This window comes from Nocardia sp. GTS18 (genome assembly GCF_013839555.1).
In the GTDB taxonomy this organism is placed as follows: domain Bacteria; phylum Actinomycetota; class Actinomycetes; order Mycobacteriales; family Mycobacteriaceae; genus Nocardia; species Nocardia rosealba.
The window spans coordinates 66,515-82,601 of sequence record NZ_JACBIU010000008.1 but is presented as its reverse complement, the minus strand read 5'-3'; the positions used below and the strand labels follow the sequence as shown (position 1 = coordinate 82,601).

At 69.3% G+C, this 16,087-nt stretch carries 8 protein-coding genes and 1 tRNA gene; 6 read left to right on the top strand and 3 right to left on the bottom strand.

Going from position 1 to position 16,087, the window contains the following annotated elements; translation table 11 throughout:
* The first annotated feature begins 107 nt into the window (after positions 1 to 107).
* Both HYG95_RS10820 and HYG95_RS10815 read left to right on the top strand, forming a co-directional pair.
* Positions 108 to 1,049, top strand: a complete 942-nt coding sequence (locus tag HYG95_RS10820; protein WP_181697858.1) for an ATP-binding cassette domain-containing protein — start codon at positions 108 to 110, stop codon at positions 1,047 to 1,049.
* Positions 1,046 to 1,810 (top strand): ABC transporter permease, encoded by a 765-nt coding sequence (locus HYG95_RS10815; protein ID WP_370465749.1) that lies wholly within the window; start codon positions 1,046 to 1,048, stop codon positions 1,808 to 1,810. The genes HYG95_RS10820 and HYG95_RS10815 overlap by 4 nt, the downstream gene beginning before the upstream one ends.
* Before the next feature lie 50 nt (positions 1,811 to 1,860).
* Here the strand turns inward: HYG95_RS10815 and HYG95_RS10810 are convergent, their stop codons facing one another.
* Positions 1,861 to 3,066, bottom strand: a complete 1,206-nt coding sequence (locus HYG95_RS10810) for a hypothetical protein (protein ID WP_181697857.1) — start codon at positions 3,064 to 3,066, stop codon at positions 1,861 to 1,863.
* Between the two features lie 283 nt (positions 3,067 to 3,349).
* Between HYG95_RS10810 and HYG95_RS10805 the strand changes: the two genes are divergently transcribed.
* Positions 3,350 to 3,982 (top strand): TetR/AcrR family transcriptional regulator, encoded by a 633-nt coding sequence (locus tag HYG95_RS10805; RefSeq protein ID WP_084457458.1) that lies wholly within the window; start codon positions 3,350 to 3,352, stop codon positions 3,980 to 3,982.
* Between the two features lie 30 nt (positions 3,983 to 4,012).
* Here HYG95_RS10805 and HYG95_RS10800 read toward each other — a convergent pair whose 3' ends face one another.
* Complete coding sequence (locus HYG95_RS10800) at positions 4,013 to 4,450, bottom strand: holo-ACP synthase (RefSeq protein ID WP_067486057.1); 438 nt, start codon at positions 4,448 to 4,450, stop codon at positions 4,013 to 4,015.
* Between the two features lie 11 nt (positions 4,451 to 4,461).
* Positions 4,462 to 13,791, bottom strand: a complete 9,330-nt coding sequence (locus tag HYG95_RS10795) for a type I polyketide synthase (RefSeq protein ID WP_181697856.1) — start codon at positions 13,789 to 13,791, stop codon at positions 4,462 to 4,464.
* 372 nt (positions 13,792 to 14,163) lie between these two features.
* Here HYG95_RS10795 and HYG95_RS10790 point away from each other — a divergent pair.
* From HYG95_RS10790 to HYG95_RS10780, 3 genes are all read left to right on the top strand, one after another.
* A tRNA-Leu gene (locus tag HYG95_RS10790) sits at positions 14,164 to 14,245 on the top strand.
* Between the two features lie 348 nt (positions 14,246 to 14,593).
* Positions 14,594 to 15,025 carry an AbrB/MazE/SpoVT family DNA-binding domain-containing protein gene (locus tag HYG95_RS10785; RefSeq protein ID WP_181697855.1) on the top strand — a complete coding sequence of 144 codons (432 nt, stop codon included), beginning with the start codon at positions 14,594 to 14,596 and terminating at the stop codon, positions 15,023 to 15,025.
* Complete coding sequence (locus HYG95_RS10780; protein ID WP_370465748.1) at positions 15,022 to 16,080, top strand: tyrosine-type recombinase/integrase; 1,059 nt, start codon at positions 15,022 to 15,024, stop codon at positions 16,078 to 16,080. The genes HYG95_RS10785 and HYG95_RS10780 overlap by 4 nt, the downstream gene beginning before the upstream one ends.
* The last annotated feature ends 7 nt before the right edge of the window (positions 16,081 to 16,087 follow it).

Here is a 16,087-nt window from a genome sequence, read left to right as displayed (position 1 = left end):
TCCTTCGCTCTGCCACGACTGTAACCGGCGGCCCACTTGTGCCCGACAACTGTTTAGCCTATAAACAATATAGGCCATAAACAGTGGCATCGATCGGAGAAAACACCATGGCACCCGAACCACCCGCACTCTCGGTGCGGCAGCTGCACAAGTCATTCGGCACCCACGTCGTCCTCGACGACCTCGACCTCGAGGTCCGTGCGGGCACCGTCTTCGCCCTGCTCGGCCCCAACGGCGCGGGCAAGACCACCCTGGTCCGCATCCTCGCCACCCTCACCCGGCCGGATCGCGGCGAACTGCGCGTCCTCGGCCACGACCCGGTCACCGAGGCCGACGACGTGCGCGCGCTGATCGGCGTCACGGGCCAGTTCGCGGCCGTCGACGGAGTGCTCACCGGCCACGAGAACCTGCGCCTCACCGGCAAGCTGCTGCATCTGGACAAGCCTGAAATCGCCCGCCGCAGCGCCGCATTGCTCGACCGGTTCGATCTCGTCGACGCCGCGGCCAAGCCGGTCGACACCTATTCGGGCGGCATGCGACGCCGACTCGACCTGGCCATGAGCCTGATGGGCCGCCCGCGGCTGGTCTTCCTCGACGAGCCGACCACCGGCCTCGACCCACGCAGCCGCCGTGATCTGTGGAACGCCATCCGCGAACTCGCCGCCGAGGGCACCACCGTCTTCCTCACCACGCAATACCTGGAGGAGGCCGACCAGCTCGCCGACCGCATCGCCGTCCTCGACGGCGGGCGCATCGTCGCCGACGGCACCCCGGAGGAACTCAAGCGGCTCGTCCCCGGCGGGCACCTGCGGTTCCGGTTCGCCGATCACACCCTGCTCACCGCGGCGGCGAAGGCGGTGCCGAGCGCACAGGTCGACCCCGAACAACTGAGCATGCAGGTGTCCTCGACGGGCAGCGCAGTGGAGATCAAACTGCTGCTCGACCGGTTCGCCGAACTCGGCATCGCCATCGAGCAGCTCACCGTGCACACACCCGACCTCGACGATGTGTTCTTCGCGTTGACCGGCCGGACGGCGGTGGCGGCATGAGCGCCATGACCACCGTGCAGGATTCGGTCACCATGCTCGACCGCAATATCCGCCACACCCTGCGCAGCCCGGACACCATGATCATGACCATCGCCCTGCCGGTGATGATCCTGCTGATGTTCGTCTACGTCTTCGGCGGCGCGATGCGGGTCGACGGCGCCTACATCGACTATGTGGTGCCCGGAATCATCCTGCTGTGTGCGGGATTCGGGGCCTCGACCACGGCGGTGGCGCTGTCGACCGATCTGGCCGAGGGCATCGTCGACCGGTTCCGGGCCATGGCGATCGCCCGCTCGGCGGTCCTCACCGGACATGTGGTGGAGAGCGTGCTGCGCAACCTGGTCACCTCGGCCGTCGTGATCGGTGTGGCCGTGGTGCTCGGCTTCCGGCCGACCACCGATCCGGTGCGCTGGCTCGGCGTGGCAGGTGTGCTCGCGATGTTCGTGTTCGCGCTGTCGTGGCTGTCGGCGGCGCTGGGAATGGTGGCCCGCAACCCGGAGGCGGCCAACGGGTTCACGTTCTTCTTCATGTTCCTGCCGTATGTGAGCAGTGCGTTCGTGCCGACCTCGACCATGCCGACCTGGTTGCACACCTTCGCCGAGAACCAGCCGGTGACGCCGGTGATCGAGACGATGCGCGGGCTGCTGATGGGCACGCCCATCGGTGACAGCGGCTTGCTCGCGGTGCTGTGGTGCGGCGGTATCGCGGTGGCCGGGTATCTGGCCGCGCGGTGGATGTTCCGGCGCCGCACCAGTTCCTGAGCGGAAACGGCACGGGCCGCGCGATCATCTCGCGCGGCCCGTGTGTCGTATCAGTCGGCCGATTGTGACATCCCGCCCGGCGGGGTCATCGCCTGGGCGGGTTGCATGCTGAGCGGGATGCCCGTGCCCGGCACCGTCTGCGCGGCGACCGGGATCTCCGGGGCGACCGGCTGTACCGGTTCCAGCGGGAGCGGCTCGTCCTCGCCCGCGTCGCCGTAGAGCTGGGTCGGATAGTCGAGCGGGAACACCCCGGGGTTCACCAGTTGCGGGTTCGGTGACACCTTCTCGTAGGGCCAGACGTCGGTGGGCGGTGTCGGGTCGACCGCGAGGCCGCTGCCACCTCCGAGCCCACCGGCGGATCCGGTGTCGGCGGTCTCCTGGACAGCGGGGGCCGGATGTGCGGGGGCGGCACCGGGTTCCGAGGACGCGGCGGTGTTGTCGACCGTCGGCGCGCCACCGTCCATCAGCGCGTAGGAACCACCGACCACCAGCCCGCCCGCCAGCACACTCGCCGCCGCGGCGGCCACCGCGGTGCCGCGGCGGGACCGCGCGGGCCCGGTGATCGGCACCACCTTCGTGTCACCGAGCGCGACCAGTGCGGCACCGGCGGCGGGCGCGTAGCCGGCCAGCCGGCACGGCAGCACCGGCACCCCGAAGCCCGCGGCTGCCTCGCGCACGGCGGGCGCGTCGGCCGACGAGCCGATGAGCACCACCGCGCCGGGCCGCACCGATGCCGCATCCAGCTGGTCGCCCGCCGCCGCCACCCCGGCACGCAGCGCCTCGGGCGTGGACGGGCCGGTCTGCGAGCACGCGGCGAGCACGCGGTGCCTGCCCGGATCGAGCAGGGTCATCGCCTGGTAGCCCGGCACCGCCTCGTAGACGAGCAGGGTGTCGAATTCGTCGAGCCAGGTCATCACGCCACCGACGAACAGGTGCGCCGACTTGGCCGACACCAGCGACGCCGAGCTCCACGGCGTGGTCGCCAGATGGGTGACGATGGCGCGGCGATCGGCGGCGTCGCGGTATCCGACTGCCGCACCGGCGATCTCGTAGTCGTCGCCGAGTTCGGAGGCGAGGGCGTCGAGCGCCACCCGTACCGCTTCGGCCGTCTCCGGTCTGCTGTCACCGGCGGTACGGACGGTGCGCCGCAGCACCATCCGATCGGTGAGGGTGCTGCCCGTCTCGGCGAGCGCGACCGCGTGCACGGCTCCACGCTCGGTGCTCACGCCGAGGGTTACCACTGATACTGCTGCCACCAGTCTTGCCTTCCCCTGTAGCGAAACGATGCCCCTGTGCGACGCGGTGCGGTACGAACCGCGAATCAGCGTGCGGATGCACGCACGCTCATCTGATGATTCGTCACCGGTCACGGGTCGGATGGGTGGGAATCACACCGGTTCCTGACACGCTTCGGGTATGCGGATGTCGTATAGGTCCCTCTAGCGCTAGCCTGGATGGGTGGAAGTACATGCGCAGGCCCGGTCCAAGCAGCACCGCCCGGACCCCGCGCTGGAATTGCAGGACGATCCACAGGAATTGATGCCGCGCAAGCGGCCCACCCAGGAGCGCAGCAAGCGCAAGTTCGACGCATTGCTGCAGGCTTCGCGAGAACTGCTGGTCGAGGTGGGTTTCGAATCGTTCACCTGTGAAGAGGTCGCCCAGCGCGCCGAGGTGCCGATCGGCACGCTCTATCAGTTCTTCGCCAACAAGTACGTGATCGTCTGTGAGCTGAATCGGCAAGACCTCGTCGCGGTTTCGCGCGAGCTGGCCGATTTCCACGGCGAGGTGCCGTCGCTGGACTGGTTGCGGCACATGAACCAGTTCGTCGATCACCTGGCGAATCTGTGGACCACCGATCCGTCGCGGCGCGAGGTGTGGCTGGCGATGCAGTCCACCCCGTCCACCCGGGCGACCGGCGCGTTGCACGAGAAGGAGTTCGCCGAGGTCGTGTCGCAGATGCTGCGGCCGCTCACCCCGCGCACTCCCCGCGCCCGGCGCACGATGATGGCCGAGGTGCTGGTGCACGTCGTCTATTCGATGCTCAACTTCTCGGTGCAGGACGAGCAGTCCAACGCCGATGCCGTCGCCGAACTCAAGCGGCTGATGGTGGCGTATCTGCTGGTCGCCGAGAAGGAGTCCAGGCACGCGAAAGGACCCGGGTCGGAGGAGTGACCTCGACCCGGGCCCGGAACGTCTGCGGCGCTAGGAGTTTCCTACCCGTCCTTCGATGAGGTCGGCTAGTTCACCTGGATCTTCGAGAACCACCATAGCCGCGGCGGTGTCGCCGTCGTGGGTCAGCGACAGGTGCACGCGCACGCGCGGCAGGAACTCCGCGGCCAGGCCGTGCAGTTTGATACTCGGCCTGCCCCACGCGTCGTTGACTACTTCGATCAGCGGATACGGGTTGTCCCCGATCTGCGGGCTGCGCGCGAAACGCGACGACGCCCAGGCTTTGAGCACCGCCTCCTTCGCGGCCCAGCGGGCGGCGAAGCTGCGGGCCGGGTCGGTCTGCTTGCTCTGGCAGTAGCGGCGTTCACCGGCGGTGAACGTCTCCCTGAGCATGGCCGACCCGGGCCGCTGCAGCTGTTCGGCGAACTCGGAAATGGTGACCAGGTCCAAGCCGATACCGAGAATCGTCACGAAGCGGCAGCCTACGACGCTTCGCTGGGTTGCGGGGCGGAACCGAGCAGCCCGGTCTCGCAACCGATTCCGTTGGCCCGGTACAGCCCCTGGTCGAGGCGCGCCGTCGGCGAGAGCAGCATGTCGGCCTCGAGCTGCCGGACCTGCTTGGCCGGGGTGCCGTCGGCGCCGAGGCGACGATCGGCCGGCTTCTCGTACAGTGCCGCGCCGCCGCACATGGCCTCGGCGAAACGCTGCCTGCCCGCCAGCTGACGTGCCTGCGCCCGCTCCTGGTACTCCGCCCGCGCGCCCGGTTCGATCGCGGCGAGGAACGCCTGCGGATGCACCACCGCGAGCAGACCCGACACGTGCCCGAAGCCGAGCGAGGTCACCAGACCCGCCTTGAGCGCGAACTTCTCGCCGAAGCGCAGCGGTTCGCGTGCCCACACCAGATGCGGGTAGGCCTGCATCTTCTCGTCGACACAGTCAAGGCTCCGGTTCGGCGGCACCACACCGTTTTCCAGCACCTGGCACAGGCCGATGAGCTGGAAGGCCGCGGCGCCGCCCTTGGCGTGGCCGGTGAGGCTCTTCTGCGACACCACGAACAGCGGTGCGCCCTCGCTGCGGCCCAGTGCGCCCGCGAGCCGCTCGTGCAGTTCGGACTCGTTGGGATCGTTGGCGGCGGTGGAGGTGTCGTGCTTGGAGATCACCGCGATGTCGTCCGGGGTGACACCGAGCTTGCGCAACTCGGCGGCCAGCCGCGAACCGCTGCCGCCACGTCCCGCACCGAGCGCACCGAGACCCGGTGCCGGGATGGAGGTGTGCACGCCGTCGGCGAACGACTGCGCGAAGGCGAGTACGCCAAGCACCGGCAGACCCATCTCCACGGCCACGTCACCGCGGGCCAGCAGCACGGTGCCGCCACCCTGGGATTCGACGAATCCGCCGCGACGGCGGTCGTTGGCGCGGGAGAAGTACCGGTCGCTGATGCCCTTGGCACGCATGGCCGCCGAGTCGGCGGTGGCCGACATGTCACCGAAGCCGACGATGCCCTCGATACCGAGATCGTCGTAACCACCGGCGACCACGACCTCGGCCTTGCCGAGCCGGATCTTGTCGACGCCCTCCTCCACCGACACCGCCGCCGTGGCGCACGCCGCGACCGGGTGCACCATGGCGCCGTAGCTGCCGACGTAGGACTGGACCACGTGCGCCAGTGCGACGTTGGGCAGTGCCTCCTGCAGGATGTCGTTCGGGCGCGGCTCGCCGAGCAGGTTGTCGACGTAGAGCGAGCGCATCGAGGACATGCCACCCATGCCGGTGCCCTGGGTGTTGGCCACCAGGCTCGGGTGCACCCAGCTCATCAGCTCGTCGGGACTGAAGCCCGCCGAAACGAACGCGTCGACGGTGCAGACGATGTTCCACAGCGCCACCCGGTCGATCGAGGCCGCCATGTCGGCGGAGATGCCCCAGATGGTCGGGTCCCAGCCGGTGGGGATCTGACCGCCGACCACGCGCGACAGCTTCGCCTTGCGCGGGACCCGGATCTCGGTGCCCGCCTTGCGGGTGACGGTCCAGTCGCTGGAGTCGGCGACCGGGGTGATCACCGTGTGCTCGGGATCGGCCGTGTGGAACGCGCGGGCCTCGGCCTCGCTCGCCACCGTGAACGACAGGTCCTGGTCGAGGAACACCGAGGTGAGCAGCGGGGCGGCGTTGTCGAGCATGGCGCCGTCGTCTTCGTAGCGGCGCACACCGCAGCGTTCCACGACGGTGTCGTGGTAGCGCTCGGCCACCTCTTCCTCGGGCACGAAATCACCGGATTCGGTGTCGTACCAGCCCGGCTTCGGCTCGTTCTCCCAGCGGATCAGACCGGTGGTCCAGGCCAACTCGAGTACGCCCGCGGCCGAGAGCTTGTCCTCGACCTCCATCTCGAAACGCGTGCGCGCGGAGCCGTACGGGCCGAGCTCGCCCGCGCCGACGATGACGACCATCTCGCTGAGATCGGCGGTCACCTCGCCCCATTCGGGCACCGGCAGCGCCGAGCTCATCGTCGGCGGTGCGGGCAGCGCGGCGATGGTCGCGGCGGTGGCCGCTTCCTCCTCGGCCGCGGCCGCGGCTTCCTGTGCCTGCTTGGCCAGCGCGGGCAGGTCGAGCTTGGCGCGGGCCAGGCCGCCGGTGAGGTCGATCTGCTGCGGGCCGGTGACCGTCACCTGACGGGCACGCGAGGTGCACCACTTCAGCAGTTCGTCGGCCATCTCGGTGGTCGACCAGGTGTGCACGCCCGCCGCCTCGACGGCCTCGACCATCGGGTCGTTGTGGCCCATCAGCCCGGTGCCGCGCACCCAGCCGATCAGCGCGTGCACCAGGGTGACCCGTGCGGCCCACGACTTCTCGGCCCGCCACTTGGCGACCACGGCGTCGAGCGCGGCCTTGGACTCGCCGTAGGCACCGTCGCCGCCGAAGAGGCCACGGTTGGGCGAACCCGGAAGCACCACATGCAGTTTCGCGTCGACGTCGTGATCGGCGCCGAGGGCGGACAAGCCGCCGATCAGCCGCTCCACCGACCACAGCAGCACGCGCATCTCCATCTCGGCACGCGCACCGGCGTCGGCGAGATCACCCGCGACGCGCGGCGCCGCGAACGGCAGCAGCAGCGTCGGAGTCATGGCGTCCTTGACCTTGATCTTGGCGCCACCGGCGTTGTCGACCTGCTCGGACCCGACCCACTCGATGAGCGCGTCCAGATCCTGGTAGGAGGCCATGTTGGCGGGGACGACCCACAGCGCCGCGCCGTGGCGGGCGTTGTCGCGATACAGCGAACGGTAGAACCGCAGCCGTTCGTCGTTCAGGCTCGAGGTGGTCACCACCACGGTGGCACCGCCGGCGAGCAGCTTGCCGGTGACGGCGGCGGCGATGGAACCCTTGCTGGCACCGGTGATCACGGCGACGTCGTCGGACCACAGCCCCGGTTCGCTGGTGTCGAGGGCGACCTGCGCGATCTGCGCGTACACCCCGGCCAGCACCGAGCGGGCCTCGTGCATGGCCCGCTGACGCCACCAGTTCGCCTGTGCGGCAACCGCTTCCCCGGCACCGTAGTAGCCGTCGATCGACAGCTGGGCGGTCTCGGCGTCGTTGCCGAGCCACATCTTGGCGAGGTCCTCGCGGGCGGTGGCCCAGCGGTCGTCGATGAGGACGGCCTTGCGAGCGTCGAACGCGGGAGCCACCAGACGCGGCCAGTCCGAACCCAGTTCGGCCGACACCAGGTCGACGAGGGTATCGGGGGTGGCTTCGGGTGCGCTCACCTGCTCGCTGAGGCCGAGCTGCTCGAGCACCACGCGAGCCGCCGTGGCGAGCACGCCGTCGCGACCGGTGATCTGCTCGGTGAACTCACCCAGCGCGGCCGCGTCGACGGTGCCGCCGGACGCGCCACCGGCCGAGGGCAGCGAGACCGCGACCCCGCGCCGGGCGGCGACAGCCTGCACAGCCGCGTCGATGGCGGCATCGACGGAGGCAGCGTCGGTGAGAGCGCCACCGACGAGTCCGCCGAGGTCCCCGCCGCGCACGCTGACACCTTCGCGGGTGCCGAGCGAGACCTCGGCGGTGACGTGGCTGGCCCAGCCGTCACCGAGTTCCCAGACCTTCTTGACCCGGTCGGCGATGGCGGCGGGCCGCTTGCCCGACGGCCCGAAGACCTTGCGCAGGTGGTCGCCGATGGCGTCGGTGAGCACGGTGCCGAACGGCTTGTAGGTGCGGGCCAGACGTTCGACGGTGGCCGCGAGCGCGCCCATGTCGGCGTCGGCGGCACCGTCGATGGCACCGAGCGAGAGCTCCGCGCCGAGGTCGACCAGCAGCTGGTTGCGGCGCGAGGACACACCGTCGCAGAGGCCCTCGATGGTGTCGACCGGGCCGATCTGGTCCAAGCGCAGCTTGGTCCACAGCGCGATGAGCACGCGGGTGGCGTCGGCGGCGGTGAAGGCGATGTCGTCGGGGCGCGGTCCGCCGGTCGCCACCGGTGCGGCGGCCACGGGAGCGGCTGCGGCAGCGGGGGCTTCGGCGGCCGGGGTCTCCTCGATGTCGTCCTCGACCGGCGCGGGATCGGTGTCGGTGGAGTAGACGACCGCGGCGTCGCGCTCGACATTGACCACCTCGACCGTCGCCCCACCGAACGCGGGCAGCTTCAGCGTCTGGCTCGCCAGGTTCGCCACGGTCGGAGTGGCACCGAGACCGATCTCGACGAAACGCTCCACGCCGAGACCACCGTGGGCGGTGTCGGTGAACAGCAGGTCCTGGGTCTCGATCCAGCGGACCGGGCTGGCGAACTGCCAGGCCAGCAGCTCGATCAGCACCACGCGGCACAGTTCGGCATCGCGCTCGGCCCAGCTGTCGAAGTCGGCGAGCACCGCTTGCAGCGGCTCCGACGGCACGAGTTCGGCGATCTCGGTGAGGAATTCACGCTCCAGCGAGAACGGCCGCGGCACCAGGTTCGGGATGTAGCGCCCGACGAGCACCTCCGGGTGCACCTCGGTGGGCAGCAGCTGCTCGAGCTTGTGCCGGAACTCCGGCACGCCGTCGCGCAGCACCGAGGAGTGGAACGGCACGTCGATACCGGGAACCAGGATGAACGCCCGCTTGCCACCGAACTCGGCGCGGCGACGGTCGATCTCGGTCTCCAGTGCCTCGAGTCCGGCCACGGTGCCCGCGATGGCGTACTGCGAGCCGCGCAGGTTCAGATTCACGACCTCGAGGAACTCACCGGTCGCTTCGCCGATGCCGGTGACGAAGCCGATGACCTCGTCGTCGGGCAGGCCGATCTGCGACGGGCGGATGGCGGCCATCCGGTAGTCGCTGCGACCCTGCGCGTCACGCGGGACCAGCTCGTGCATGGCCGAGCCACGCTGGAACACCACCTCGAGCACGGCTTCCAGCGGCAGCACACCGGCGACGGCGGCGAGTGCGTTGTACTCACCCACCGAGTGCCCGGCCAGCATGGCGCCTTCGACGAAGGCACCGGCCTCGCGCAGCTCGGCGACCTGGGCCACACCGAGGGTCGCCATGGCGACCTGGGTGAACTGGGTCAGGTGCAGCACACCGTCGGGGTGACGGTGTTCGACACCGCGCGCCTTGAGGTAGGTGGGGTTGTCGCGCACCACCGCCAGGATCGAGAAACCGAGTGCTTCGCGGGTGTGCGCGTCGGCACGCTCCCACACCTGCTTGGCCGCCTTCGAGCGGGTCAGTGCGTCCAGGCCCATCCCCTTGCGCTGGATGCCCTGCCCGGGGAAGGCGTACACGGTCTTCGGGGCGGCGGTGCGCCCGGTCGCGGTCATGACCAGGTCACCCTCGACGCGGCAGGAGACCTCGACGATCTCGGCGCCCGCGTCCACCGCGATCCGCTCCACCCGCACGTCCACGGTCGCGCCGGGGCGCACCATGCCGAGGAACCGGGTGGTCCATGCCGTGAGAGTGCGTGCGGGAACGGAGCTTTCGGGATCCACCGCCACCACGGCGTGCTGGGCGGCGGCCGAGAGCCACATGCCGTGCACGATCGGGCTGCCGAGGCCGGCCAGCTTGGCGGCGGCCTCACTGGTGTGGATCGGGTTGTGGTCGCCCGAGACGGCGGCGAAGGCGTGCATGGCGCGCGGCGCGGCCATGCTCACATCGCGACGGCGGCGACGCGGGGTGTCGGTGGCCGCGCCGGACACGGACCCGGCGGCCCGCGGCGGGTCGGTGAGTTCACCGGCGCCGTTGCGGCCACGGATGGCGAACCGTTCGACCAACCGGGCCAGCGGGGTGGCGTCGAGGCCCTGATCGAGGATGACGCCGATGCTCACGGCCACCTCGACCACGCGGCCCATATCGGTGTCGACCACTTCGCCGCCGTCGGCGCGGACGACGAGAATCGCTGTCTCCGAGGGCAGTTCGGCGAGCAGTTCGATCTGGTGATCCAGGTGGACCAGGTCGAGCATGCCCTCGATCACCGAACCGCCGGCGGGCGTGCGGGCCGCGCCGAGCACCGCGAAGACGGCGGGCCAGCAGGCGCCGACGAGCACGTCGGGTGCGGTGCGGCCGAGGGTGCTGAGCGTCTCGGGCAGACCCGAGCCGGTGACGCCCGCGTGGTCGGCGATCAGATCCGGTTGCCAGGCCAGGTTCAGATGTGCCACACCGGATTTCACGTCGGGCAGCGACGCACCGGCGGCCACGCCGAGCAGGGCAGACATGGCGGTTTCGGCATCGGCTTCGGTGATGACCGGCGCCCCGCCGGAGTACACGCTCGTCGGGACGGTGATCCGGATCCGCACAGCGTCCTTGCCGAGCAGCGGAACAACCAGCTCGACGTAGCTGAATTCGGCTTCCGGGCCGGTCGTTTCGGTCAGGGTGGCACCGGTGCCGGTATGCACCGCGCTGCCCTGCTCGACCACCCACTCCGATACCGCGCCGAGGCGATGCACCGGGTTGACGGTGGTGCGCCCGGCCCACTGCACATCGGGGGCCGCCAGCACCGTGTCGATCGGGCCCGCGACCACACCGGCCACCCGGCGCGCGTCCACCGGCGCCGGGGTGACACCCGAGCGGACCAGGCTGAACGCGGCGTCCTGCTCGAAGCGGTCGAGCAGCTCACCCACCGGCTCGTCGACCCGGGTGATACCCGCGACGGCGACGGTGCCGGGGATGACGCACACCTGGTCGGCCGAGTAGCGCGGATCATGGGCCTGCCACAGCGAATCCGAGCGCCACCAGCGGCGCACATCGGCGTCGATGACGGGCACGAAGTTCACCGGCTTGCCCGGCGTCTTGCACAGCGACACGAAGAACGGCACGTCGGCCGGGTGCAGCACGGTCTCGGCGAGGGCCGGGTACTGCTTCTTCAGCGCGCACAGCGCCTGCACGGGGTGCTCGAAGTCGGCGTCGTCGGCGAAGAGGGTTTCGATCTCGCCGCGGTCGGCCGGGTGCAGCCGGGCCTCGGTGCGGCGCATCATCTCCGCGAACCGGTCGCGCCAGCTGATGTCGAGCCAGTCCGAGCGCGTGGCGTCGCGAATGGCGTCACCGATATCGCTGCCGCAATCGAAGGAGATCGGAACATCGCTGGAAACGGCCAAGGAGACATAGCGTTCCAGCCACTGCTGGTAGGTCATGGTCGCCACGTCGCCGAAGTACGGCTTGGCGGTGGCGTCGAGGGCGGCGATGATCTCGTCGCGGCGCGCGGCCACGGCGTCGGCGTCACCGGCGACCTCGTCGAGCAGGCGGCCGGTGCGCGAGGCGGCGTTGTCGATCTCGTGGATGTCGGCGCCGAGCTGGCTGCGGCCCGAGGCCATGCCGCCGTTCGCGGTGCCCGCACCCACCCAGTCGGGAGTGCCGGGGGTGTCGACGAGCAGCTGCTTCACCTCGGGCGCGGTGGTCGCCTCGAGGGTTGCCATCGCCGCGGTGCCGACAAGCACGCCGTCGAGCGGCATCACCGGGTAGCCGTGGTTGGTTGCCCAGGTGCCCGTGAGGTAGTCGGTGGCGCGCTCGGGGGTGCCGATGCCGCCGCCGACGCAGACGACCACGTTGGCGCGGGCGCGCAACTCGGCGTAGGTGGCCAGCAGCAGGTCGTCCAGGTCTTCCCAGGAGTGGTGCCCGCCCGCCTTGCCACCTTCGATATGCATGATCACCGGGTAGTCCGGCACCTCGTCGGCGATCCGCAGCACCGCCCGGATCTGGGCGACGGTGCCCGGCTTGAAGGCGACATGGCTGATACCCACCTCGGTGAGCTCGGCGATCAGCGCGACGGCTTCGTCGAGTTCGGGGATACCCGCGGTGACGATCACGCCGTCCAGCGGCGCACCGGCCGCACGCGCCTTCTGCACCAGCCGCTTGCCGCCGAGCTGCAGCTTCCACAGGTACGGGTCGAGGAACAGCGAGTTGAACTGCACCGCGCGGCCCGGCTGCAGCAGCTGACGCAGCTCGGTCATCCGGTCGGCGAAGATCTGTTCGGTGACCTGTCCACCACCGGCCAGCTCCGCCCAGTGCCCCGCGTTGGCCGCCGCCGCAACGATTTTCGCGTCGACAGTGGTCGGCGTCATGCCGGCGAGCAGGATCGGTGAACGGCCGGTGAGGCGGGTGAACGAGGTCTCCACGACGATGCGGCCGTTGGGCAGGCGCACCGGCTTGGGCGCGAATGCCGACCACGGCACCGACGGTTCGGGCGCCGCACCCGGGGTGAGCAGGCTGCGCTGCCCCGCGCGTGTGGCCGCCGCGACGACACCGACACCGGTGCCCTTGAGCGAACCACCGGTCAGGCGCGAGAGCAGGTCACCGGGGCCGAGGTCGAGGATCCACTGGGTGCCCGCCTCGACGGCGGAGTCGACGATGGCGACCCAGTCGATCGGGTCGACCAGGATCTGCTGGGCGAGCGAGGCGGCCAGGTCTACGTCGAGCTCGCACTGACGGGCCCAGCCCGCGACCACGTCGACGGTCTCGGCCAGCGCCGGATGATGGAAGGCGACGTCGACGGTCACGTCTTCGAAGACGGGCGAGAACACCGCGCCACCACGGATCTTCGCTTCGCGCTCACGGTTCTGTTCCTCGTGCAGCTGCGCGCAGCGCGCCCGCACCCGGTCGATCTGCGCGGGCGCACCCGACAGCACGACCCGCCTGCGGCCGTTGCGGATCGACACCACCGCGGCCTGCGCCGGGTCGACCCCTTCGCCCACCTCGGCGACGATCGCGCGCAACTGCTCCGGATCGACATTCGACACCGCGACCATCGGCGAGCGCTCCCCCACCGGCATCAGCCCGCGCCTGCGCGCGATCAGACCGGCGGCCGCACCGACGAGCTGGGCAATCGCCAGCAGCTCCGCGTCGCGCGCGCCACCGGCCCGCACGGCCTCGGCGGCGAACAGCCCCTGGGAGTGCCCGATGACGGCGACCGGCGCGTGCTCGGCCGGGTCGAGACCCTGCAGCCGCAGCGCGCGAATCGCCGCGAGCTGGGTGAGCAGCACGCCGGGCATCGATACGGCCGCCGACCGCAGTACCGCGTCGGCCGGTGCCGAGGACGGCTCCTCCGGCTCGTCGAGTTCGCTCTCGAGCACCCAGCCCATGGGGTCGAACCCGCCGGGGCGAACCATCAGCAACTGGGTGGCAACCGGATCGACCAGCGCCGCGGCCTCGCCGACCAGCGCCGTCAGCTCGGATTCCAGCGCGCTGTCGCGCCCGATCTCCTCGAGCTCACGCAACCACTGCGCGCCCTGCCCACCGAAGGCCAACGCGTATCCCGCGCCACCGCGCAACTGCTCGAGCAGCGACACCCGGACACCCGTTGCCCGGCCACGACCTTCGGCTTTCGCGGTCGACCCCGTGCCCATCTCGGTGCTCTCGTTGATCGTCAAGTCGCTCGACTTCCTTCTCCTGGCGCTCCGCCCACCGACGGCACGCACACGTATCCGGCAGCCCCTCGGGCCTGTTAGAAGCCACGATCGCACAAAATCATGAGGAAAGCCTCACGTTTCCCGCCCCCACAGCAGCTACCACCCAGTATTTCCGTACGACCGTACAAGTTTATTCTGAAACATGACCCCGCCTCATGTTTGAACGCGCAGGTGAGGCCCTACTGTCCGTTTGCAAAACATGAGTGCCCCTCATATTGACCTTTATCGAATCGTTATAATCCCAGGTCGTGTTACCCACCAGTACGCCACGCCGCCCCAACGCTTGGGAGAGCCCGATTCGCCCGGTAGAGTTTGGACGGTCGTACACATCCAGCGCGAGTGGCGAAATTGGCAGACGCGCCAGATTTAGGTTCTGGTGTCCACGGACGTAGGGGTTCAAGTCCCCTCTCGCGCACACATTCCTGGCCTTCGGGCCAGATCAGGGCTTCTAAGTGTTCGAGTGCACTCGCACACTCAGGAGAGCACCTGTGGACGACCATGACCTGCATAAACATGCTTCACCGGTGGCAGCTGTGCCACATTTCGGCGACGACCGCCGTTCCCCGAAACCGGCCTGTGGGCCGAGTTCTCGAACGCGAGTAGCGCTCACGCACCGTCGGGTGTGCGAGTGCCCGCGCCGACACACAAATTCGGCATCGGAAGCGTCTGACCTGTACAGACCGATTTTTGAGGGTGGCAGCTGTGTCACTTTTGACCAGCCCGGCGCCGCGCATTTCAGGCTGTCGGGACGAGGTGATCAGCGATGATCGAGCCGCTGACTCCACCGCTGAGCCAGTTGGAAGAACGCATCCACGGCCCATTGCCGGTGTTCGCCGTTCCCCGATCAGCCAACAAGAACCTTGCTTACGGAATAGCTGTAGTCGGAGAGTCCGGACGTATTGCCGACCGTGCGGTATTCACCCAGTTGGGTTGGTCGCCAGGCACCCGACTGAACGTGTCATGCCCGGAGGGCCGACTGATCCTCGCCCGCGAGACCGAGGACGGGTCCGTCGTCATAACCGGCGCCGGGTTTTTACGCATCCCGTTCCGCACACGCCGCCGGGTCGGACTGATCGAAGGCGATCGGGTGCTGCTGATGGCACACCGCACTCTGGGCGGACTGCTGATCCACCCTCCCGCCGTGCTCGACAACCTGACCGGTCAGAGCCGCCGACTTCTCGAGGAGACACTGTGACCGGCACCGTTGGTTCCCCCGTCACCACAGAGGCTCTTGCTGCTGCCCGACTTCTGCTGGCCCAGATGGGCATCGCCGCGACCGATCTCATCGACACCGCACCCACCGCCCCGACTTTCGCCGAAGCGATCCCTCGGGTGCGGGCACGCCTGACGGCCGGGACGGCCCGTACCTACGGCACCCACTTCGACCTACTCGAATCCCGATGGGCAAACCGATCTCTGGGCGAACCCACCCACCATGAATTGGAAGAACTCGCACAGATGGTCCAGGCGACAGCTCGAACGAACAAGGCGTCGCGCGGCGGCACGAGCGCAGTCGAACACTACGTGTCCGCAGTGCGCTGCATCTACCGCTATGCGGAAGAGGCCGGTTGGATTCGACCGCAGGACAATCCAGCACGCAAGCTCCCGATCCCGACCCGCCGCCCCTCACACCGCTATGCGATCCCATCCGGTCAAGTCGCCGAAATCTGCCAGATCGCAGCCACATCCGGAGACGACCCCGAACTCGACTCCCTGATTCTGCGATTCCATCTCGAAACCGCATGCCGTCGCGGCGGCGCGCTGGCGATGCGCCCCCAGGATCTCGATCGCGACCAATGCCTGGTATTCCTTCGCGAGAAGGGCGGCTCGGACCGCTGGCAACCCGTATCCCCGACGCTGATGCGACACCTCCACGACCACGCGACCAACCGGCACGCCCCGTTCAGCGGCCAACTCTTGCGATACCACCACGGACGCCCGATCACCGGACGCCGATACGACTACATCTGGAGCCGAGTCGGCGAATCACTGCCCTGGGTAGCCACACAAGGCGTCACCACACACTGGCTGCGCCACACCACATTGACTTGGGTCGAACGCACGTTCAGCTACGCCGTGGCGCGAGCTTTCGCCGGGCACCGCGGAAAGACCACCGGCACAACCGATACCTACGTCAAAGCCCAACTGCACGAAGTCGCGGCCGCTTTAGCCGTCCTAACCGGCGAACCTCACCCACTCGCCCGGGGAGCCGGAAATATCGATCCGGCCAAAGCTCTCACCGCCGACTGAGTTTCGT

Excerpts from the sequence above, each read along its gene's own strand:
- HYG95_RS10805 (WP_084457458.1), top strand. The coding sequence starts at position 3,350 with ATGCCGCGCAAGCGGCCCACCCAGGAGCGCAGCAAGCGCAAGTTCGAC.
- HYG95_RS10815 (WP_370465749.1), top strand. The coding sequence starts at position 1,046 with ATGAGCGCCATGACCACCGTGCAGGATTCGGTCACCATGCTCGACCGC.
- HYG95_RS10820 (WP_181697858.1), top strand. The coding sequence starts at position 108 with ATGGCACCCGAACCACCCGCACTCTCGGTGCGGCAGCTGCACAAGTCA.
- HYG95_RS10785 (WP_181697855.1), top strand. The coding sequence starts at position 14,594 with ATGATCGAGCCGCTGACTCCACCGCTGAGCCAGTTGGAAGAACGCATC.